A 20,500-nucleotide genomic window follows, 5' to 3' on the forward strand; every position below is an offset into this window, starting at 1 on the left:
TCCTGACTTCAGCAATGCGGATCCACATGGAGGCGGACTCCCCAGGTTGCTCAGGGCACTCGCGTGGACCCACCTGACGTCACCACAGGCGCCACGCAACAATTCCTGGGACTGCGAAGGCCGAAGTCTCGGCCGTCAGCCGGCTTTTGTTCCGGCCGCAGCGTAGATTCGTCCCAACTGTTCGATCCAGGTATCCTCCGTATACGAAGTATCAAACGCGCGCCGGCAACGGTTCCGCAGGCTAGGGAACTCCTCGGCGGCGATACCAAGCGTCGTTTCTAAGTCTCGATCATTGCCGATCATTCCGGTTCCTTCTTCCCGGACCAGGGAGGCCACAACGGATGGCTCCCACGTCAGGACTGGAGTACCCGAAGATAAAGCTTCGACGTAAACCATGGGAAATCCTTCATAACATTTCGAAGGAAATACAAGTCCAATAGCCCCGCGCATCAATTCCAACAGGCCTGCCCGATTCGTGGGCCCAACCAGCGCGACGTTCTTGCGATTCAGCTCAGTTAGTTCGCGCTCCAGCTCCCCCGACCCTACAACCAGGAGTCGGTGGCCCTCTGGCCACTCCGAAACAAGAGGCAAAATGCCCTTCTCTTCAGACAGGCGGCCCGCATACAACCAGTAGTCGCCACCAACGCCCGCCCCTAAATCGAGGTCCGATGGCAGGAAATTTGGAAGGACGTGAACCTTCTCAGTCGGCACACCAGCCCGTTCATAGAATGAGCGCATTTGAGTGCTAAGACTAATAACCGAATCCGCGCCAGTTAGGAGCCGGTCCTTCTCAAAGCGCTGACCAATGGCTACCGGAACAGATTGCAGCCGACCCCGGTAGCATCCGTGAAGCACTGCCGGAAGACTTGATCTTTTGTCCACGCATTCCGTGCAGGTCTGGCCCTTCCGGAAGAAAATCCCTGCGCTACAAAGCGGCCGATAATTGTGAAGAGATACAACAACGGGCACGGTGGAGTCTCTTATCCAAGCCTTTCCATAGTTGGGAAAGAGATTGTGAATGTGAACAATATCCGGCGCAAATTCATCCAGGCTTGGTCTGGGGCCTTTACCTGACGCAACGTGCCAAGCCGCCTTCAGAGGGTAGAGGTTGCTCAACTCCCGCTCGTCTGTCCGCTGCGCGAAAACCTCAACTGTATATCCAGCCCGTCGGAGGGCCTCGGCTTGTTGCACCACGGCAATGTTTTCACCACTTGGACTTCTAGATGAATAGAAGCTGTGAACAATCGCAACTCTCAATTTCCACTCCTTGGTCGTTGCTGATGTTGCCAGTCAGGTCACTTCAAAACTCGCCGAATCCCGGCGCCGGAAGGTTCGGATGGATAAATCGAATCATGGCGGCCGTTATTCCGCATCCAAAGCCGACCGCGAACGAACGGGCCGGCCTCAGCCTTTGACCTTGTTGTGGATGCGATTAACGCTCCGCAGCACCTGTACCGTTGACATACATGTTCATCACCAAACCGTCGGTTTAATAGTGCCACCTCGTCCGCGTACTTTGACACTCATGAGCGAATCACCCGAACGAGGATCGATTGGCGCGTTCCAACCGACCATGCACCGCCACGCTCGCAATAGCGACCAGGTCGGATTACCGTCCGAAGAGGGCAGGTACACTTAAGCGGACCGCAACGATATCGCCGTTCCGGTGGCGTGCCAGCCATCCGACACAGGGGGACCCCGGCTTGGACCTACACGATTACATGCGCATCTTGCGCCGCAGTTGGATCATCGTCGTCGCCGCGACCCTCGCTGGCCTCCTAGTTGCGGGGGCAGCGTCAATGCTGTCGAAACCCACGTACACGTCTGAGACACAATTATTCGTGGCGATTCAGAACTCCGGTTCTGTACAGGAGATGCAGCAAGGCAACACCTTCAGCCAAGCAAGGGTCCAGTCCTACGTAAAGACGGTGACCACGCCGGTCGTTCTCGATCCAGTCATTGCGTCACTCGGCCTCAGTACTACCGCAGGGGCAATGGCACCGAACGTTCGGGCCAGCACTGATCTAAACACGGTCTTGATAAACATATCGGTGAACGATAGCTCTCCTGCTCAAGCGGCCGCAATCGCTCAAGCTGTCGCAAACAGCCTAATAAATGCGGTAGACAGGCTTGAACGTCCGAAGACTGGCGGTGGCTCGCCAGTAAGCCTCTCGATAATTACGCCGGCAACTGTCCCCGCACAACCCTCCGCACCTAAGACCTCAATAAATCTGCTCCTCGGGATTGTTTTTGGCATCGGGGCTGGCCTCGCCGTCGCGATGTTGCGAGGCACTTTGGACAGCAGAGTCCGGAGCGAAGCCGACTTGCGACTGATTACAGACGCTCCTGTCTTAGGAGGTATTTCCTTTAATCAGTCGGCGACGCGAAAACCGCTTCTAACGCAAGCACCGGCTCAGAGTCCCCGTGCCGAGTCCTTTCGCCAGCTTCGAACCAACCTCCAGTTCGCCAATGTAACAGGTCAGGCAAAAACTGTGCTCGTGACCTCGTCGGTGCCCGGCGAGGGAAAGAGTACGACCGCCACCAACCTCGCCATCGCACTAGCTCAGGCGGGGCAAACGGTATGTCTCATTGATGCTGATCTTCGGTTACCAATGGTTCATCAGTACTTGGGGCTGGACGGCAGTCTAGGGCTAACCACCGCTCTAATTGGATCCTCAGACGTCAACGATTTGCTGCAACCGTGGGGGGAGGACAATCTTTTTGTTCTGGCTTCGGGCCAAATCCCACCTAATCCGAGCGAGCTTTTGGGCTCTGAGGAGATGAAACACCTTATCCTTAGGCTCGAGCATGCGTTCGATACCATCGTCGTTGATGCACCACCGCTTTTGCCGGTAACTGACGCAGCCGTGCTCTCTCAGCATGTTGGCGGCGTGATTGTTGTGATCGGAACACAGAAACTAAAGAGACGCGATCTTGAAAAGTCCTTGAGCGCCTTGAAAATGGTCGGATCAAAGCTCCTGGGCGTCGTGCTGAACCGCGTTCCCGCTAGGGGGCCGGATGCCTACTCCTACTCCTATTCATACGGAGCCGCGCAACTAGCCCCCGCAAAGGCTGCGACGAAGTCCAAACCGGCGATTTCCCGAGGGCACGATCAAAGACGTAACGACGAGTTCAGCAGAACAATCTTAGAGCCTGCTGAGCAGTCCTCCAATATATTTCCCGCGAGTCGTTTCGATTCTCGCTGATCTCGCTAACGACGGCCAAAATCTAATAGTGATCTGACCGGAGAGACCAGCAATTGAACGGCGAAGAGGCGGCATGACAAACATGCGAGTAGTAATACTTCAAGAATACGTGCCACAGTATCGAGTTCCTTTCTTCCTTAGATTAATTCAGTTAGGCCTGGAAAGCGGAATTAACATCCAGGTTGCGGCGGGCGTTGCAAACGAAGAACAACACCTTCGCCAGGACGGTGCGCAGGCTGAATTTATCGTTCCAATTGCTCAAAAGGAAATAGGCGTCGGAAATTTTCGCATTGTTTTCCGCAAAGTGCAACCTCTGATCGATTCGGCAAACCTCGTCATTCTCGAACAAGCGCGTCGCAACTTAGATGCCTACTGGCTTCTTCTGCGTCCCAGGAAACGTAGGAAAATTGCGCTCTGGGGGCATGGACGGGATTTCGTAACCAGACCATCCCGGCTCAGAAGACTCACGATGACCAAGCTGACCAACGCTGCAGACTGGTTCTTTGCTTACACTGAAGGATCACGCAATTCGGTCGTTTCCACAGGCTACCCTGTCGCTCAGACGACCGTCGTGCAGAACTCAACAGATACATCGGAACTCGTAAATAGCACATCCGCCATATCGCCCACCCAAATCGAAGATTTTCGCAGAGAGCGCGGACTCGCTCAACACACCGCGATATTTATTGGAGGGCTTGACGAGTTCAAGCGGCTCCCTTTTTTATTCGAGGCCTGCCGACTTGCTTTCGAGTCGGAGGAGGATTTTCGACTAATTGTTGTGGGTAACGGGCCGCTTAGAGAGTATGTACAGCGACTCGAGGAAACTGAGCCTTGGATTAGGTACTTGGGGCCACTTTTTGGACATGAAAAGGCCCTCGCGATAGCGGCATCCGAGGTAATTTGTATGCCCGGACGAGTAGGGTTAGTGGCGGTCGATAGTTTTGCAACCGGTCGCCCAATTCTTACGACTACGTGGCCTTTTCACGGACCGGAGTTCGAGTACCTAGAAGACGGCAAGACATGCATTGTTTCCGGTGATTCAGTGAGCATGTACGCAAAGGAGTTAGTACAGCTACTCAACGACCGCGAGAAATTACGGGCGATGCAGCAGGCATGCAGAGGCAACACTAGGAAATTTACGACCGATGAAATGGCCGCGCGGTTCTTGGAAGGGATTCAACAAGCCCTTCGTATCTAAGTAGTGTCTGATCTGCGATCGGCTTGGTCGCGAAGATGGTGAGTGAGTAGCTCTACCCTTCGAGAACCGATCGCCTGGATCCAAGAGCCGGCGCCGATTTGCCAAACCGCACCCACGCCGCGCCTCCGAGGGCTGCAGGGTTAATCGGCTCTCCGTGGTTCATGATGAAACGGATTCCGTGTCTTGAAAGCTGAAGGGCTCGTAACCCTGCTGTGATGGATGTTCTCTATGCACTCATCAAGAGTCAGGAGCTTCGAGCCTTGATGGCACTCCGTGTTCATGGAGGGGCGCTAATCGGCGGCTGCTCCTGCATGGCGGCGATACACTCTCGGACCGGGCACGGAACAGGCTCAGCACCGTGTTCGCTAACGACGAAGCCACCGGGAAGCTGCACGCAGCGTGGCTGGTCAAAGAACAGCTTCGGGCGCTGCTTGCCACCTGGTCGATTGCCGACGCGGCCGCGGCGAAAGACCGCCTACAGGGACTGGTCGAACGAGCCGCGCAGCCGGAAACGAATCGGCTCTGGCGCACGATCTGCGGGTGGTGGAAAGAAGTCGAAGTCCTCATCGTCACCGGTGCGACCACGGCGAAAGTAGAAGCAAACAACACAGCCATCAAACACATCAAACGAACAGAGCGGGGATCCACCAACCCGGACAACTACAAAACGCGTATCCTGTTGCGCAATGCCGCCAGAACAGCGGCATGAACATGCATCACGGCAGAACATTCACCACGAACCGTGAAGCACCGGGTTATCGCGGGCGGACCTCCGGTGCATGTTGTCGCGCCGCTTCACGCACGATGACTGGAATAGGTCAACCTAGATTGAGGTCTTCGACGATGCATCGATCTGATAGTCCGAGTATCTGTCGAAAGAAGACAGCTTCAAGCCGTGAAACGTTCCTCGAGCGGACGAAAAATGTAGACGCGCCCGATGCCACAACCATGGGTCATGTCTTACAAATGCAATTGCGTAATCAAGTGTCCCTAGAGCAATCCGACGCCCAATTCTAACTAATGTCCACGCGGCGCTTGAGCCGAATTCCCGATCCACCCACACATAAGTCAAGGAACTGAAATAGGCGCGGTCGAGGGCATATCTAAATGTAAGGCGCCCAGGTGGCACTATTTCTGTAACTACGGCCCGAGCGTTCCAACGCAACCTATTGCCCGCTTCAATCCAGCCTCGTAATAGATGCGTGTCTTGACCCCCAGATGTGTTGTATTTTGGCGAATAGCGCCAACTCCGGACTAGAGATCTCGGAAAGAGAATATTTCCGTCTCCAGTTGGCTTAGGCAATAAGCTCGCGTCCTCGAATGTAGGTCTCATCCAATAGGAACCATCCTGACACCAGGAAGGCGGTTCCGTCTCGAATCTCGGCACAACCGGCCCGGCAATGACATCATCGGGGAAATTAAGATGCATCCTCCAGTGTGCTCCAAGCCAACCATCCGAAGGACTCTCATCGTCATCGATGAACACTACTACCGCGTCCAGAGACTTGGCATAGTCCAGGGCAGCATTTCGAGCGACCACCAACCCTTGCGGCTGCACTGCCATATAGTCAATTCGTGCATTGTCGAACGCATTTCTGCCGTCGTTGAAGACAGCTTCCGCCGATCGATCGATGTCATTGTCGACTATGAGGATACGGATGTCGACTTCGTGTTTCGGGAAATTCTGGGTATTCAATTTCTCGATGAGGGCCGCCAATAATAATGGGCGCCTAAACGTGCAAACAGCTATGACACAGACTTGCCGAGGCCCATTCTCCTCAGACTCCACGAATTTAGGCACGGTTCGTGGCTCCTCTGGCATCTAGGGTCAACCAATCAGCGCAGAGAAGATCCGCAGCGCTCTCCCCGTTCGCCATCCAAGGTCTCGGGGAGATTATTGTGTGCTGCCCTCGTCTCGCCATGAGCCAAGCGGCCCACCAGCTGAACGACGAATTGCTCATGACCATTCCACTGCCCAGCGACATCGCTCGGATCGTATTTAGGGAAGTTAGGGCAGAGTTCTCCGTAAAGAATTCCACATTTGCGAGGTAACCGAGTTCATTCTGAGCAACGTCTGGCTCATCCGAAAAGACTATTGCTTGATCAATCGACGATATCCTCCTGATTACGCCGAGACCACGTTCGAAATAGTGGCTTGAAGTAACGCCGTGAACAGCTTGCGTGTGGGCGCTTAAATAATCCCCACGGCGAACGTGGATTGTGGCCCAACCTCTGCTCGTCAAGTCGTGAATGATTCGTTGCTCCTCGGCAGTCGCAGCGCAGCTCATGATGAGATCCGCCACACGATCCGCAATACCTTCAAAGTATCGGGGTGACTGAAAGTATCCAAAAATCGTTGTTCCGGGAACGATCTTGTTGATATCCGAAGAATAGCCAAATGAGGTTTCTCGATAAACGTGAAGTTTTCTTGTGCGCTTCGCCAGTCCGAATCTGCGAGCACGACTTCCTAAGTCCAGCCACGGCGACTCACTGGCGATAACCGATCCCGGCAGATTCAAGGCACCTAGCTCGAATGACCTCGGATCTCCCTTCGTGTACTTCGACGCATCTATGTAAAGCGGACACCCGAGACGCTCGGCCTGCTCCCAAGCTGCTGCTAGAACAAATAACTGGTTGCCCAAACCACCCGTCAGGTATGCACAAACACCATCATCAATTTTCAACTAGACACGCCTCCTAGCAATATCCGACAGACCACCAACACAGGCCACGAAGCAATCCCATGCCAGCCGATCCTGCAGCCGAGAAACCGCAAAACGGAGAAGGTACGTGAAGGACTCCATCACCGTGCCGTAAACAACCATCGACCGGCGGACTCTTCCTAGATTGTCCTCGGCCAAAGTCCAGCGGTGAGCTATAGCCATCCGCACTAGCAACGGCCGCTTGTGGCGGTTTACGGGCGACTGATGATGATGAAGCCTCGCTAGGTGAACGTGCCTAAGTGCCCCGCGCGAACTAGCGCGCAATCCGAAGTCTGCATCCTCGCCAATCGCATACCCGACTCTTCGTTCATCAAACGCGAGCCCATGTATCATCGCGAGACGGAAGGACATGGAACACCCCGGAAGCCAATCAACGTCGACATCAAATGGAGTCTCATGTGCCCCAATATTAAAGCCGGTGGACAGAACCGTGCCTGGTACTAGGCTGTCCCGTCCTCCAATCCGGGCGAAGAGTCTTGCCTTCTTCCGGTTACCTCCCAGAATCAAACCGCCGGCGCCTACCAAAGACGAATCCGTCTCAAAAGCATTCATGAGCTCCTGAATGTAACCGGGCTCTAGCTCCACGTCATCATCAATGAAGTGGACCACGTCGAATTCTTCTCTCAGCCTACCCAGCGCGGCATTTCGCTGCAGTGTCAGTCCAGGTGATGTATGAACATATTCGAGAAATGGCAGGCCACGGTCTATTTTATAAGCCTCACTGAGTTCTGCTGAGTCCCGCTCATCACTGCTGTCCACGATAAGAAGGCGCTTCGGCATTGTCAGTTGTTCCAATACCGAGTCGAGACAACGCTTCAAATCCCGGGGTCGATTGCGGGTGCAAATAACTAGCGCGTCTATCATGAGCCTAACTCCATGTCGTGGTGTGAGGGTCTTATTTTGCCGTTGACTAGATCTATTCTTCGATCCACGAAATCAAGAACGGCATGGCGGTGCGTAACAACGATTACCGTCATTGGCCAAGGCACGCCATTGACGGCCTCGAGGATTGCTCTTTCCGTGCCGAGGTCTAGGGCACTGGTGGCCTCGTCCAAGACAAGAAGTGAGGGCTGCCTATACAAGGCGCGCGCTAAACCCACCCTCTGTCGTTGGCCTCCCGACAGGCCAATCGACTTTGAGTCGATAAACGAATCAGTTCCTGACGGCAGCTGCCCAACGAATTCTTCAAGTTGAGTCATACGAAGCACCTCTTCAAGGAGCAAAGAATCCGCAGGGCGATCCCAGTAGATGTTCTCGGCCAGAGTGCCGCGTCGTATAGGCACGTCCTGGGGAACAACGCCGATATCCCGGCGGAATTCCCTCCAGCCGTTGCATCCCAAGTTCTGGCCGTTAACCCGAACCTTGCCCACGGTGGGTGGAAACAATCCCAAAAGTATGTCCAGTAGCGTCGTCTTTCCCGAGCCACTCGGACCCAGAATCGCAACGCGGTCACCAGAACCAATTTCAAGATCAATCCCGTCGAGCACAGCAACTTCTCTGCCGGGGAAAAAGTGCGACACTTCGCGAAGCTCGAAGGCCGGCGGGCCATCAGCCGTGGACCCAGGACTCTCTACCGCAGAGACTGGCACTTCTGGAGAACCAATATACGATTCCGCCAAGTTACTAATCCGGGAATCCCACTTCTCGATCCAAACGACTTGTCCGAGAGCCGTGTTCAGCTGATTCTGAACAGCTTGCACCCTCGGGATTATTCGGTAGAAAAGCGCTACAAATACCAAACCCAAGGTTAAGTCTCCCAGTATTAGCAGCGCGAGACCAACAACTAGAGCCAAGAACAGAGCGGCAACCGAGTCAACCATGGTTCGTGTTGCCGACGGCAGCATGATTTGTCGCCGCCTTAGCCGTCCCAGGAGATCCGCACTCTCTTGCGACCGCACCAACCATTGGTGGTCGCTACCGGACTCTCGTAGGAATTTAATATCCGCCAGAGACGAGGAGACATCTTCCGCGATTTCCGTTGTCGTGCTGGATAGCTGGCTCTCGTTCTGTCTAACGTGCTTCAGCCTCTGGCGGAAGATCAGCGCCGAAACAAGAATGAACAACAACGCAAGGACAAGCAAGCCCGGAGTTAACACGGCAGATGCGGCAAAGAGAATACCGACAACCACTGCAGTTCCGATGCCGGAAAGAAGGGCATAAACCCCGTTCGAAAGCTGCGTTGCTTCTGACATAACCGCCGCCGTAATCTCTCCCTGACCCATCTTGCCCACCTGAAGCCATGGTCCGGCAACGAGCCTTTCCATAAGCTGTCGTCTTGCCTTCGCTTCGACTGAGGTCGTAATTCTGCTGATAAGGGCATCACCAAAATATTTCAGCATTGTTGACATCACAAGAAACAAAGTCAGCATCGCTAATACCGGAAGAGTGGAACTTAAAGTCGAGTCACTATGATTAAGCAATGGAAGGATGCTAGCCAAACCGAGCGCCTCCGCAACTCCACTCAGGGCCAACACAAGAATTGAAACGAACCCGCCAAGTCTAAAAGTCTTCAGGAGCTTGCCGTAGTGTCCTAGTGCACGAATCATGGATATATCTCTTGGCTTTTTCACAATTTCCTCCGCTCCCGGCCAGCAAGTATGGCAAGCGACAAGAAGACCCACACGAAACCAACCGTAGGAGACGTGCGCGCAGCCTCGATCTTGACCTCATCAACAAGAATGTACCCAACCACCGCGGCGACACTTAGCGAAGCAGAATGTCGAAGAACGATCCCCCGGATCAACTTTCCTACCAGTAACAAAACTAACAGGACAAAACAAATAAGAAGAGCCGGACCTCCGGACCAAAGAAGCCATAGATACAGACTATGGGGATAAGTTCCAATCTCCTCATAGGGATAATCGAACCCATTGCCAACGATCCCAAGATCAATAAACTTCGGCAACTGCGTAAAGTAGTCCCACACCGCCGCCCGATTTATTGCCGTATCGATTCCTTCGCTAAGTTGAATTGTCGTGAGTCGTTCAAATAGAGGAGTGGCAGAAAGTGTTCCGATGAAAGCTCCGAGACCCAGAGCCACGCACCCTGTCAGAATCAGAATCTTTCCGATAGACTCACGCAACCAAAATATCGAAATTAGAATGAGGACGGGTATCACGCCACACAGGAGTATGATTGGGCCTCTTGACTGAGTCGCCAAAATTATGAAGAAACTCGGCACTATGAGAACGCCCGAAGCAAGTCGCCAGACTCTATTTTTATCAAAAAATATGCCGGTTAGGGCGAGCAAGATTACGACTCCGTAAAATTCGGCCAACAATTCGTAGTCGCCTAAGGAGCCCAAAAATCGCCCAGCGTTAAATGTTCCCACATTCAACGCTTTACCAGTTGCGAGCAGATAAAGATCATAAACTGTTGCGACCGCTCCAGCAACCAAGATGGTTCGACGAGCGCTGGAAACAGACGGAAGTTGTGAATTAGGTACATATCCAATGAGCAAAGCAAAGCTGATGCCGCTGAGCCAGGGAATTACGGAAACGAGGCTTTGCGAATTGATTGACGTTGAGATGATTGACAAAACGCCAAAACCAATCAGGACATACTGCACCGGGTCGAAGCGCCTATTCTCTAAGAGAGAATCCTCTGCGGAATCAAGCTTTTGTTTGTCTGAGGCTAAGCTGAGGGTTAAAAGTCCCGCTGCAACGAGAGAGAGCAGCGCGGAAACGTCGACACCTCCAATATCCCGCTTAGGCACGACTAGCAGGCAAGCATTTACAAATAAGATGAACAATATTTTGGTCGGATTGCGAACCGTGGCCAATATAAGAATTCCAACCAAACCAACCGACGAAGCGGCAGCTAGACTGAGCGATATCCCTCCCGAGATAACTAAGCAAGCAAGCGTTAGGACGCCGACCAAAGCGGTTGCCTTTGCTAAATTCGATCGCGCGAATTTAACAACACGTTCACCGAGGTCAGGGGCAAAACTTGGTTGGCGTGGATGACTAGTTGACGTCTGGCTCATTCTCAACTTCGCTGAGTCGGGGCAATTTTCGCCTCGGTTTGGATAAATGTTTAGTCATTTGCGTTGATTCCAACCCCTGTTCCGAATATCCTTCATTGCTACCGCAAGGAAAATGGAATTTCCGACAAAATAGCGCCGCCAGAGACGCCGAGGTTGGCTACACAAACGGAAGAACCATTCGAGACCAATCGCCCGGACCCACCTAGGCGCCTCTTTGACTGTCCCTGCTGCGAAGTCAAAAGCCGCACCAACTGCGATCGTTAAAGTTCCGATCGATACTGCAAGCCGCTGCGCCTCCCAGTCCTGTTTTGGTGTTCCGAGTCCGACCCACACTATGTCTGGGGCTGTTTCCCTGATCCGACGGTCCTGCATGTCCAACTCTGACCGAGTAAGAGGCCTGTAGGGCGGGCTCTCAACTCCTACTATGTCGCTGCCGGGATACGTAGCTTCAAGGTTGGTTTGGAGCCGTTTCAGCACTTCCGGCGAGGAACCGAGCAAGAAATGTCGTATTCCGTATTGACGCCCTAGATCGAAGACATCGAGAAAGAGTTGAGGGCCTCTGACTTGGTGCAGCCTGGGCCTCGCGCCTCTCAATCTGGAGAGGACAGCAATCGGCTTGCCGTCCGGAAGATTCAAACTACAGTTCGACAGGAGCTCAGCATATTGTTCGTCTCGCGCGGCGAGTGCGATCGTGTAGGCGTTGACGAGATGCACATGCAGGATGGACCGCCCGGTCAGCTGGTTGGCAAGTGTGCAAAGGCCATGAGCTGCCTCGAGCCTAGGGGCAGCTACAAGAGACAGTGGGCCGAACGGTTGTGAACTGGTTGGCCAGACCGAAGACCAAACTGACGAGACTGGCGTCATATCCCCCGATATCCTTCGTTCATTCGGACCCCAACCCGCGACGAAAATCGGCGAAATTCGGCGAAATTCGCGGTCGTCCTTGTGGCTATTTCCCCCTGCGCAGACTGTATTGGCTGGTGTCTCCCCCCGTTTCTAGGGCAATGGTACCCGCGAGACCTACGGACGCCCAATCTCGCCGACACGGTAAAGTCCGTTGAACGAACCAAACGTCCTCTAACTAGGATGAGTATGGCTTATCCAGCAAACTCAGGTCATCGTCGGCAGGCGTCGTTCCAATAACTTGACATAACTATGGGGGTAGCAATGGCAAAACGCGCACTTATCACCGGGATCACTGGACAAGATGGGTCCTATCTGGCTGAGCTGCTTCTCAGCAAAGGCTACGAAGTCCACGGCCTCATCCGTAGGGCGTCAACTTTCAATACGGCACGGATCGACCATTTGTATGTGGACCCCCACGAGGCCAAAGCGAAGCTCTTCCTCCATTATGGAGATCTCAGCGACGGAGCACGTCTTGTGACGCTGCTTGCCCAAATCCGACCGGACGAGGTCTACAACCTCGCAGCGCAGTCACACGTTCGTGTGTCCTTCGACGAACCCGAACACACTGGGGACACCACCGGCATCGGCTCCATCCGTCTGCTCGAAGCAGTCCGCATGTCTGGCATTGAAACCAAGTTCTACCAGGCGTCTTCCTCAGAAATGTTCGGTGCCACGCCTCCTCCGCAGAATGAAGAGACCCCGTTTTACCCTCGGTCCCCGTACGGCGCGGCTAAGGTCTACAGCTACTGGGTGACGAAGAATTACCGTGAGGCCTATGGCATGTTTGCCGTCAACGGCATCCTGTTTAACCACGAATCGCCCCGCCGCGGAGAGACTTTCGTAACGCGCAAGATTACTCGGGCCGTGGCCGCTATCAAGGCCGGCAAACAGGATTCTCTCTATATGGGCAACCTCGACGCCATACGCGACTGGGGCTACGCGGCCGAGTACGTGGAGGGCATGTGGCGCATGCTGCAGGTCGACGAGCCGGACGACTTTGTTCTGGCTACAGGTGGCAACTACACGGTCCGCGACTTCCTCCAAATCTCCTTTGAGCACGCGGGCCTGAACTGGGAAGACCACGTGCGCTTCGACGAACGCTACCTTCGTCCAACCGAAGTGGACGCTCTAGTCGGTGATGCTTCGAAGGCCCAAGAGAAGCTCGGCTGGAAGGCTACCGTCCACACCCCGGAGCTTGCACGAATCATGGTAGACGCCGACATCGAGGCATCGAAGCACGCCGGCAACAACTGGATCGATGATGTCGATCTCGATAGTTGGAAGAACTGATGTCAGAGTCCGTCTTTTTCACCCCGGGCAAACTGGACCGCAACTCGACCTTCTACGTGGCGGGGCACCGTGGCTTGGTGGGCTCCGCTATTTGGCGCAAGCTTGAAGACGAAGGCTTCACCCAACTCGCGGGCAAGACTTCCTCTGAACTGGACCTCAAGAATCGGGAGGCAGCCTTCGAGTTCTTTGCCCAGACCAAGCCGCGCTACGTCGTACTGGCTGCGGCGAAGGTGGGCGGTATTCTCGCGAATAACACCCACCCCGTAGACTTCCTTAGCGACAATCTGCGGATCCAGGTGAACGTTCTCGACGCCGCTCGCGAGCACGGCGTCGAACGACTTCTCTTCCTTGGATCGTCCTGCATCTATCCAAAGTTTGCAAAACAGCCGATTCGCGAGGACTCACTTCTCACCGGCCACTTAGAACCCACCAATGATGCATACGCTATTGCGAAAATAGCCGGCATCATTCAGATCCAGGCTGTCCGGCGGCAGTACGGGCTCCCGTGGATATCGGCCATGCCCACTAATCTCTACGGGCCAGGCGACAATTTCTCGCCGGAAGGTTCACACGTGTTGCCGGCACTGATTCGTCGCTACGACGAAGCGGTCAAATCTGGTACTCCTGTAGTCACCAACTGGGGCACCGGTTCGCCCCGTCGGGAATTCCTGCACGTTGACGACATGGCTGCGGCTTGCCTTCATCTTTTGGAGAACTACGACGGCCCAGAACAGGTGAACGTCGGTGCGGGGATGGATGTAACCATCAAGGAATTGGCGGAGATTGTGGCGAGTTCCGTCGGATTCTCCGGTGCGATCGAATGGGATACTTCCAAGCCGGATGGCACGCCAAGAAAACTGCTGGACGTTTCCAAGCTCTCCAATGCCGGATGGTCTGCTTCCATCGGCCTGGAAGATGGAATCAAGGACACGGTGGAGTGGTACAGAACAAATCGGGCTGCAATCCGTAACTGAGAAGTCAGAGCGGCGCGCTGGAATAGGGGGCACTTTGCGTCAGGAGGCAAACTGGAGGACGCGCACCTCGCGCACTCTTCGAATAGTTGATGCCTTGGTGATTGTCTGGGCGGTCACTGGTGCCTACATCATCCGGTTCGGGCTCGACTCAGGCACTGCCGTTTCTGGACAAGATGCCAGCTACGTTTGGCTATCGACTTTTCTGTCCGTCACGTGGTGGCTCATGCTTGAAGCTTGGAGCACCCGCCAAAGCCGGATCCTCGGTTCCGGGCCCGACGAGTACAAACGCGTCGCTGCTGCGTCCCTTTGGTTGTTCGGATTTGTGGCAATCTTCTCCTACGTGTTTCGTATGGAAACAGCCAGGGGCTATGTCGGAATCGCGCTTCCGGCCGGCCTTGTCGGCCTGCTCTTGGCTCGTTGGCTCCTCCGGCAACACCTGAGCGTCCACCGCCAAAAAGGGCGACGCATGTCCCGGCTCATGCTTCTTGGCGGTCCCAGTGGAATCGTCCACCTAGCGGCGACACTGGTGCGCGAGAAGCACGCCGGCTACCTGCCAGTTGCTGCATATACACCCGGCGACTCATCACCCTCTCAGGAACTTGCTGGCGCAGGATTGCCGCTACTTGGCCATGAACCGCAAACGCAGGCAATCCTTGATGCGATCGAGCGATGCGAAGCTGACGCCGTGGCTATCACCGCAGGGGTTCAACTGCATCCGAGAACCCTCCGCCAGCTCGGCTGGGAATTGGCCGACCGGAATGTAGGGCTCATTTTGGCCCCGGCTCTCACCGACGTCGCCGGACCACGCATCCACACGCAGCAAGTCGCCGGTTTGCCTCTTATTCACGTCACCACACCCACGCTTGAGGCCGGGCAACGGGTCGCCAAACGTCTCTTCGACGTGCTGGTCTCCGCCAGTTTGGTAGTGCTGTTTTCGCCTCTGTTGGCGGCCGTCGCAGTGCTCGTAAAGCTCGACAGTTCCGGCCCCATCCTCTTCCGGCAGGAACGCGTGGGGTTTGAGGGCGCGCGCTTCAAGATGTTCAAATTCCGCACCATGGTGGCCGACGCAGAGGCGAGGCTCGCTGAGCTCGCTCACCGGAATGAAGGGAACGGGCTACTCTTCAAAATCAGGAACGATCCACGCATCACGCGCACTGGAGGCTTCCTTCGCAGGTACAGCCTCGACGAGCTTCCGCAACTCTTCAATGTCCTGTCCGGATCCATGAGTCTGGTTGGCCCGCGTCCGCCCCTGCCGAGCGAGGTGGATGACTACGAACAAGATGTGCGTCGACGCCTTCTGGTCAAGCCGGGAGTGACCGGACTTTGGCAGGTCAGTGGAAGATCTAATCTCTCCTGGCAGGACTCCATCCGGTTAGACCTCTACTACGTGGAAAACTGGTCCCTAGCCGGGGACCTCATCATCCTCTTACGCACCGCTCGGGCTGTGCTCCGCGGCCACGGCGCGTACTAACCACCTCTGACGCAGGAACGACCCTCTGGGGGAAGGCAAAATAATGCGCATTTCAGTGATCGGCTGCGGTTACCTCGGTGCCGTACACGCTGCCTGCATGGCCAAGCTTGGCCATGCAGTGGTTGGCATCGACGTGGACGAACGGAAAGTCAGTGCTCTTTCGGCAGCCCGCGCCCCGTTCTTTGAGCCCGGTTTGGACGAACTCCTCGGGGAGGTCCGGGAAACAGGCCGGCTCTCCTTCACCCTCGATATGGCCGAAGCGGCGGGAAGCAGCGTCCATTTCATATGTGTGGGCACGCCCCAGAAGAATGGGGAAAATGGTGCCGACCTCAGCCACGTAGATGCTGCCATAGACGCGCTCCTCCCCTACTTGGCACCAGGCGATGTAGTGGTCGGAAAGTCCACCGTCCCGGTCGGAACTGCCGCTCGTCTGGCCGCCGTTCTGACCGAACATGAACCCGGTGCACACCTGGTGTGGAACCCCGAGTTCCTACGCGAAGGCCACGCCGTCAAGGACACTCTTTCTCCGGACCGCTTGGTCTACGGCGTCGCGGACGGTTCCGAAGATCACGCTGCCGTTTCCGTTCTTGACGAGGTCTACGCGGATCCGCTTACCTCGGGCGTCCCTCGTCTGGTGACCGACCACCCGACAGCCGAGCTCGTCAAAGCGGCGGCCAACTCTTTTCTAGCCACCAAGATCTCCTTCATCAACGCCATGGCGGAAGTCTGCGAGGCAGCAGGAGCGGATGTCACCCGGTTGGCCGACGCAATCGGACTGGATGACAGAATCGGGCGCAAATTCCTCAATGCCGGAATTGGTTTTGGTGGAGGATGCCTCCCCAAAGACATCCGGGCCTTCATGGCGAGGGCTGGCGAACTCGGAGCCGACCAAGCCTTAACATTCTTGCGGGAAGTGGATTCCATCAACATGCGCCGCCGCACACGCGTTGTGGAGCTTACTCGCGAACTTTGCGGAGGAAGCCTTCTGGGACACCGCATCACGGTGCTCGGTGCGGCCTTCAAACCCGAAAGCGACGACGTCCGCGACTCGCCAGCCCTCAGCATCGCCGCACAGCTTCAGCTCCAAGGAGCAGTAGTGACAGTCACTGACCCGAAGGCCCTGGAGAATGCCGCCAAACGGTTCCCTGAACTGCAGTACGAACCGGATCTCGATACGGCGATGGCCGGAGCCGATACACTGCTGCTGCTGACCGAATGGCAGCAATACAGAGAGCTAGACCCCTTCGAAGTAAGCAGCGGGGTCGCCGGACTCCGGATCCTGGACGGACGAAACGTCCTGGACGCTGCCAAATGGCGTGCCGCCGGCTGGCACTATCGCGGACTGGGAAGGCCTTAACCGTGACCGATACCCGACATTCCGAAACCATCTCGGATGAACCTGATCATCGCCGGACAACACAGAATACAGCAGCGCGTAAGCGCCGTCGGCGACTGTTGACAGCAGGAATCTGCCTCGCGGCCTTTGTGTTGATTACCGGAGGCGCAGTCCTATGGCTGGCCGGGAAGGCCTCCACCATCAAGACCGAGCTTGAATCATCCACCCAGATGATTCCCAAACTCAAAGTGAGCATTCTTCAGAATCAGCCCACCGACGCAGCCGCTATTGTCGAGGACCTTCGACGTCATACTGCCTCGGCACGGGACGCCGCCTCCGATCCGCTATGGTCCTTGGCCTCAGCGACTCCATGGCTGGGCGCAAATTTCTCTGCGACAACCGAAGTCGCGCGCTCGGCAGACGACGTCGCAAATCTGGGCGTTGCACCTTTGGTGAAGGTCTATGATTCCCTGAATTGGGACAAGCTGATGCCGAGCGCAAGCGGCACGGACTTGGAGCCAATCCGCGGAGCCGCGCCTGCCGTCGCATCGGCCGCGCGCGCCGTGCGTGTCTCGTTCGAGCGCCTGAACGAGATCAATGCCGACAATCTGCTCCCCCAGATCGCCCGACCTCTCGCGCAGGCAAGGCAACAGCTTGGCTCCGCCGTGGATGAACTGGATACAGCCTCCGACGTCGCGGGCCTGGCCCCGGCAATGTTGGGCTCTGACAAGCCACGGCACTATCTGCTCCTCGTCCAAAACAACGCCGAGGCCCGTGCTACCGGTGGCATTCCCGGCGCCCTAGCAGTGCTAACGACGGACAAAGGCAAAGTAAGTCTTTCCGCTGAGACGAGCGCCACGGACCTTGGGGTGTTCAATCCGCCAATATCCGTAGACGACGAGCAGCAACGCATTTACAGCTCCCGTCTGGGGATGTTCATGCAGGACGTCAACTTCACGCCAGACTTCCCCACCGCCGCCACCACAGCGTTGAAGATGTGGGAACGAAAAAAAGGCGAACGGCTTGATGGTGCCATCTCGATCGATCCCGTGGCCCTTGGCTACATCCTAGACGCCACAGGACCGGTCAGTCTTCAAGACCCGCAAGTGCTAGCACTAACAGCAGGCAAACTGCCGAACCAGCTCACCGGTAATAACGTGGTGAAAACCTTGCTCTCCGATGTCTATGCCCAAATCAAGCAGCCAGCGGCGCAGGACTCCTACTTTGCGACGGTGGCCAAGGAAATCTTCGGCGCCCTCTCCTCGGGCAAAGGAGAGGCGAAAAGCCTTCTGACAGGCGTGGGGAAGGGCGTAGGCGAACACAGGATTCTCCTATGGTCCGCAGACAGCAGCGAACAATCCGTTCTCAGCAAATATCCGCTCAGCGGTTCAATCTCCGGTCCGAGCGTGCCGGCAGCCCAATTCGGCGCCTACTTCAACGACGGCACAGGCGCCAAAATGGACTACTACGTGAAGCGCACGGTCCAGTTGGTTACCCAGTGCCCCGTGGGTGGCTACGGAACGGTCAAAGTGCGGATCACTAGCACCAACACTGCCCCCGCAGATGCGGCCACTTCCTTGCCGGCTTACGTCACGGGCGGCGGAACCTTCGGAGTACCAGGCGGCACGGCCCAAAGTAACGTGATCGCCTACGGGCCGGCTCAGGCCCAGATCGAAACAGCCACCCAAGATGGGAACAAAGTCCCCTTCGGCGCACAGCAGCATGACGACAGACCTGTCGGGACCCTCACCGTGCGTCTGGCACCAGGCCAGAGCAGCACGGTTGAATTCACCTTCGGAAAAATAGTCCAGCACAGCCAGCCGGAAATCGTAGTGACTCCAACTATTCAGTCCGTGGACAAGGTGGTTCTCCCCACCCAGTCCGAAAGCTGTGTAGCCGCCGAGTAGACGGCGCGTTAATCCTTTGTAACGACTTTGGATTTACTTTGCAGTAAGCACCCTTAGGATGGTAGCTTCTGTCTTGGGTAGGTCTCAGATTTCAGCTCACGTGTTCGTGGTGGATGAAATCACATCATCACACTGAATTACGTATCAGGTCTCAAGAACGTACCAAGGTCTCAGGGGGACAAAATTGAAGAAATCACTTGCAGTGCTCGCACTTGCGGGCAGCATCGCACTTGCCGCGTCAGCTCCAGCAATGGCCGTTGATTACCCGGCACCGGCCCAGCAGGGCACCGTTTCCAGCGCAACTGTTGGCGTCGGCGGAACCGTTGAATTCTCAGGTACCGGCTTCACGCCCGGCGAAACCATCAACATCACGGTCACCCTAACCAGCACGGCCCAGGGCGCAGCAGCTCCTGGCACAGGGTCTGTGACCATGGCTGTTGCCGGCGCGCTTCCGCTGGCACCGCTTAGCCTGAGCGCTGTTGCAAACAGCGCGGGCGCTTTCTCCGTCACCGTCCAGCTGAATTCAGCTGGCACCTATGTGCTAACCGCCGTTGGCGCAAAATCCGGCCACACAGTCACGGCAACAGTCGTTGCAACCGGCACCGGCCTGGCCAACACCGGCGGGACAGGACTGGCCAACACCGGCGCGCCACTGGCCAACACCGGCGTTGACTCCAGCCTGATCCTGTGGGGCCTGGTTGGCGCTGGCGCACTGGCAGCAGGCACCGTCTCCGTAGTGGTGGCACGCCGCCGCGCAAAGAGCGAAACCGCAGCCTAAACACCAAACTAAAGGAGGGGTTGTTTCCGGTGATCCGGGAGCAGCCCCTCCTTGTTTGCGCGTACGGTAATTTATGACCATGGGGAGACATTGGCGGCGACGCAAGAGGCTGAGCCTCAGGGTGGAATTGCCAGAGATTCCGCGAATTCCAGCCATCCCGATCCGGGCATGGCCGATCATATTCCTACTTCTTCTGGCCGTGGTTTCCTTCGGCGTGGCGGCATTCGCTTTGATGCGACACTCGTGAAACTGCGCACTTCTTTGAAATCTGTTGCCCCTCTCGGACAGCACCGATGGATCCTTTTGCTCTATTTGGTCATTCTGTCGTTCATCGCTTTCTGGCCTTCTCCCGTAGACAAACCCGTGGCTAGCGACCTCGCAGCGCTCCTGGATTTCCTTCACCGGCGTGGTGTTCCGGAGTGGTTGAACTACGGATTCGTCGAGGCCTTCGCAAACGTACTCCTTTTTGCGCCGGCAGGTCTGCTTCTGGCTCTCACGCTTCCGCGCAAGCGATGGTGGCAGCTCTTGGCGCTCGGCACGGCAGTGTCAGGGGGTGTGGAGCTTGGCCAGCTGCTGTTTCTGCCGCATAGGTTTTCAAGCTGGCAGGACATCCTCATGAACACCATGGGAGTCGGGGTCGGGCTCCTGCTGGCGGCACTGTTTAGACGAGTTCTGCTGCGCCGCCCCACCTTGCGCGAACCCTGAGTCCCGCCGTGTTAACTTGAA

Annotated in this window: 17 protein-coding genes; 10 read left to right on the plus strand and 7 right to left on the minus strand. The window is 56.0% G+C overall.

The genetic code is table 11. The annotated features are described in order from the left end of the window. Nucleotides 1–135: 135 nt before the first annotated feature. On the minus strand, nt 136–1,257 hold the full coding sequence (locus AC1DLO_RS05145; RefSeq protein ID WP_476889490.1) for a glycosyltransferase family 4 protein: 1,122 nt from the start codon (nt 1,255–1,257) through the stop codon (nt 136–138). 464 nt (nt 1,258–1,721) lie between these two features. Here AC1DLO_RS05145 and AC1DLO_RS05150 point away from each other — a divergent pair, with 464 nt between their 5' ends. The 3 genes from AC1DLO_RS05150 to AC1DLO_RS05160 all read left to right on the plus strand — a co-directional run bounded on the left by AC1DLO_RS05150 (nt 1,722) and on the right by AC1DLO_RS05160 (nt 5,113). After that, nucleotides 1,722–3,206, plus strand: coding sequence for a tyrosine-protein kinase domain-containing protein (locus tag AC1DLO_RS05150; RefSeq protein ID WP_476889491.1), 1,485 nt, complete (start codon nt 1,722–1,724; stop codon nt 3,204–3,206). Between the two features lie 73 nt (nt 3,207–3,279). Then, entirely contained in the window at nt 3,280–4,404 is a 1,125-nt protein-coding gene (locus tag AC1DLO_RS05155) for a glycosyltransferase family 4 protein (protein ID WP_476889492.1), read from the plus strand. A gap of 301 nt (nt 4,405–4,705) precedes the next feature. Continuing rightward, nucleotides 4,706–5,113, plus strand: a complete 408-nt coding sequence (locus AC1DLO_RS05160; protein WP_476889617.1) for a transposase — start codon at nt 4,706–4,708, stop codon at nt 5,111–5,113. 114 nt (nt 5,114–5,227) lie between these two features. Here the strand turns inward: AC1DLO_RS05160 and AC1DLO_RS05165 are convergent, their stop codons facing one another. The 6 genes from AC1DLO_RS05165 to AC1DLO_RS05190 are packed head-to-tail and all read right to left on the minus strand — an operon-like array spanning nt 5,228 to nt 11,976. Beyond that, on the minus strand, nt 5,228–6,226 hold the full coding sequence (locus tag AC1DLO_RS05165; protein ID WP_476889493.1) for a glycosyltransferase: 999 nt from the start codon (nt 6,224–6,226) through the stop codon (nt 5,228–5,230). After that, nucleotides 6,198–7,088: an alpha-1,2-fucosyltransferase gene (locus AC1DLO_RS05170; protein WP_476889494.1), complete on the minus strand. Its 891-nt coding sequence runs from the start codon at nt 7,086–7,088 to the stop codon at nt 6,198–6,200. The genes AC1DLO_RS05165 and AC1DLO_RS05170 overlap by 29 nt, the downstream gene beginning before the upstream one ends. Next, entirely contained in the window at nt 7,089–7,991 is a 903-nt protein-coding gene (locus tag AC1DLO_RS05175) for a glycosyltransferase family 2 protein (RefSeq protein WP_476889495.1), read from the minus strand. It lies immediately after the preceding gene. Next, nucleotides 7,988–9,673, minus strand: a complete 1,686-nt coding sequence (locus tag AC1DLO_RS05180) for an ATP-binding cassette domain-containing protein (RefSeq protein WP_476889496.1) — start codon at nt 9,671–9,673, stop codon at nt 7,988–7,990. The genes AC1DLO_RS05175 and AC1DLO_RS05180 overlap by 4 nt, the downstream gene beginning before the upstream one ends. Before the next feature lie 20 nt (nt 9,674–9,693). Continuing rightward, nucleotides 9,694–11,112, minus strand: a complete 1,419-nt coding sequence (locus tag AC1DLO_RS05185; protein ID WP_476889497.1) for an O-antigen ligase family protein — start codon at nt 11,110–11,112, stop codon at nt 9,694–9,696. A 54-nt stretch (nt 11,113–11,166) separates the two neighbouring features. Continuing rightward, entirely contained in the window at nt 11,167–11,976 is an 810-nt protein-coding gene (locus AC1DLO_RS05190; RefSeq protein ID WP_476889498.1) for a WecB/TagA/CpsF family glycosyltransferase, read from the minus strand. A gap of 303 nt (nt 11,977–12,279) precedes the next feature. Here AC1DLO_RS05190 and gmd point away from each other — a divergent pair, with 303 nt between their 5' ends. The 7 genes from gmd (at nt 12,280) to AC1DLO_RS05225 (ending at nt 20,479) form a co-directional block, all read left to right on the plus strand. Beyond that, a complete protein-coding gene (gmd, locus tag AC1DLO_RS05195) occupies nt 12,280–13,308 on the plus strand; it encodes a GDP-mannose 4,6-dehydratase (protein ID WP_476889499.1) in 1,029 nt (342 codons plus the stop codon). After that, nucleotides 13,308–14,282, plus strand: a complete 975-nt coding sequence (locus AC1DLO_RS05200; RefSeq protein WP_476889500.1) for a GDP-L-fucose synthase family protein — start codon at nt 13,308–13,310, stop codon at nt 14,280–14,282. Before gmd ends, AC1DLO_RS05200 begins: the two co-directional genes overlap by 1 nt. A 94-nt stretch (nt 14,283–14,376) precedes the next feature. After that, a complete protein-coding gene (locus AC1DLO_RS05205; protein ID WP_476889501.1) occupies nt 14,377–15,753 on the plus strand; it encodes a sugar transferase in 1,377 nt (458 codons plus the stop codon). Between the two features lie 43 nt (nt 15,754–15,796). Next, nucleotides 15,797–17,110, plus strand: coding sequence for a UDP-glucose dehydrogenase family protein (locus AC1DLO_RS05210; RefSeq protein WP_476889502.1), 1,314 nt, complete (start codon nt 15,797–15,799; stop codon nt 17,108–17,110). Between the two features lie 2 nt (nt 17,111–17,112). Beyond that, nucleotides 17,113–18,996 (plus strand): DUF4012 domain-containing protein, encoded by a 1,884-nt coding sequence (locus tag AC1DLO_RS05215; RefSeq protein ID WP_476889503.1) that lies wholly within the window; start codon nt 17,113–17,115, stop codon nt 18,994–18,996. Nucleotides 18,997–19,180: 184 nt separating this feature from the next. Then, entirely contained in the window at nt 19,181–19,774 is a 594-nt protein-coding gene (locus tag AC1DLO_RS05220) for an LPXTG cell wall anchor domain-containing protein (RefSeq protein WP_476889504.1), read from the plus strand. A 312-nt stretch (nt 19,775–20,086) separates the two neighbouring features. After that, on the plus strand, nt 20,087–20,479 hold the full coding sequence (locus AC1DLO_RS05225; protein ID WP_476889618.1) for a VanZ family protein: 393 nt from the start codon (nt 20,087–20,089) through the stop codon (nt 20,477–20,479). The last annotated feature ends 21 nt before the right edge of the window (nt 20,480–20,500 follow it).

It is taken from the genome of Arthrobacter sp. 01T419 (assembly GCF_056398865.1).

Excerpts from the sequence above, each read along its gene's own strand:
- AC1DLO_RS05165 (WP_476889493.1), bottom strand. The coding sequence starts at position 6,226 with ATGCCAGAGGAGCCACGAACCGTGCCTAAATTCGTGGAGTCTGAGGAG.
- AC1DLO_RS05210 (WP_476889502.1), top strand. The coding sequence starts at position 15,797 with ATGCGCATTTCAGTGATCGGCTGCGGTTACCTCGGTGCCGTACACGCT.
- AC1DLO_RS05155 (WP_476889492.1), top strand. The coding sequence starts at position 3,280 with ATGACAAACATGCGAGTAGTAATACTTCAAGAATACGTGCCACAGTAT.
- AC1DLO_RS05180 (WP_476889496.1), bottom strand. The coding sequence starts at position 9,673 with ATGATTCGTGCACTAGGACACTACGGCAAGCTCCTGAAGACTTTTAGA.
- AC1DLO_RS05175 (WP_476889495.1), bottom strand. The coding sequence starts at position 7,991 with ATGATAGACGCGCTAGTTATTTGCACCCGCAATCGACCCCGGGATTTG.
- AC1DLO_RS05185 (WP_476889497.1), bottom strand. The coding sequence starts at position 11,112 with ATGAGCCAGACGTCAACTAGTCATCCACGCCAACCAAGTTTTGCCCCT.
- AC1DLO_RS05200 (WP_476889500.1), top strand. The coding sequence starts at position 13,308 with ATGTCAGAGTCCGTCTTTTTCACCCCGGGCAAACTGGACCGCAACTCG.
- AC1DLO_RS05190 (WP_476889498.1), bottom strand. The coding sequence starts at position 11,976 with ATGACGCCAGTCTCGTCAGTTTGGTCTTCGGTCTGGCCAACCAGTTCA.
- AC1DLO_RS05150 (WP_476889491.1), top strand. The coding sequence starts at position 1,722 with ATGCGCATCTTGCGCCGCAGTTGGATCATCGTCGTCGCCGCGACCCTC.
- gmd (WP_476889499.1), top strand. The coding sequence starts at position 12,280 with ATGGCAAAACGCGCACTTATCACCGGGATCACTGGACAAGATGGGTCC.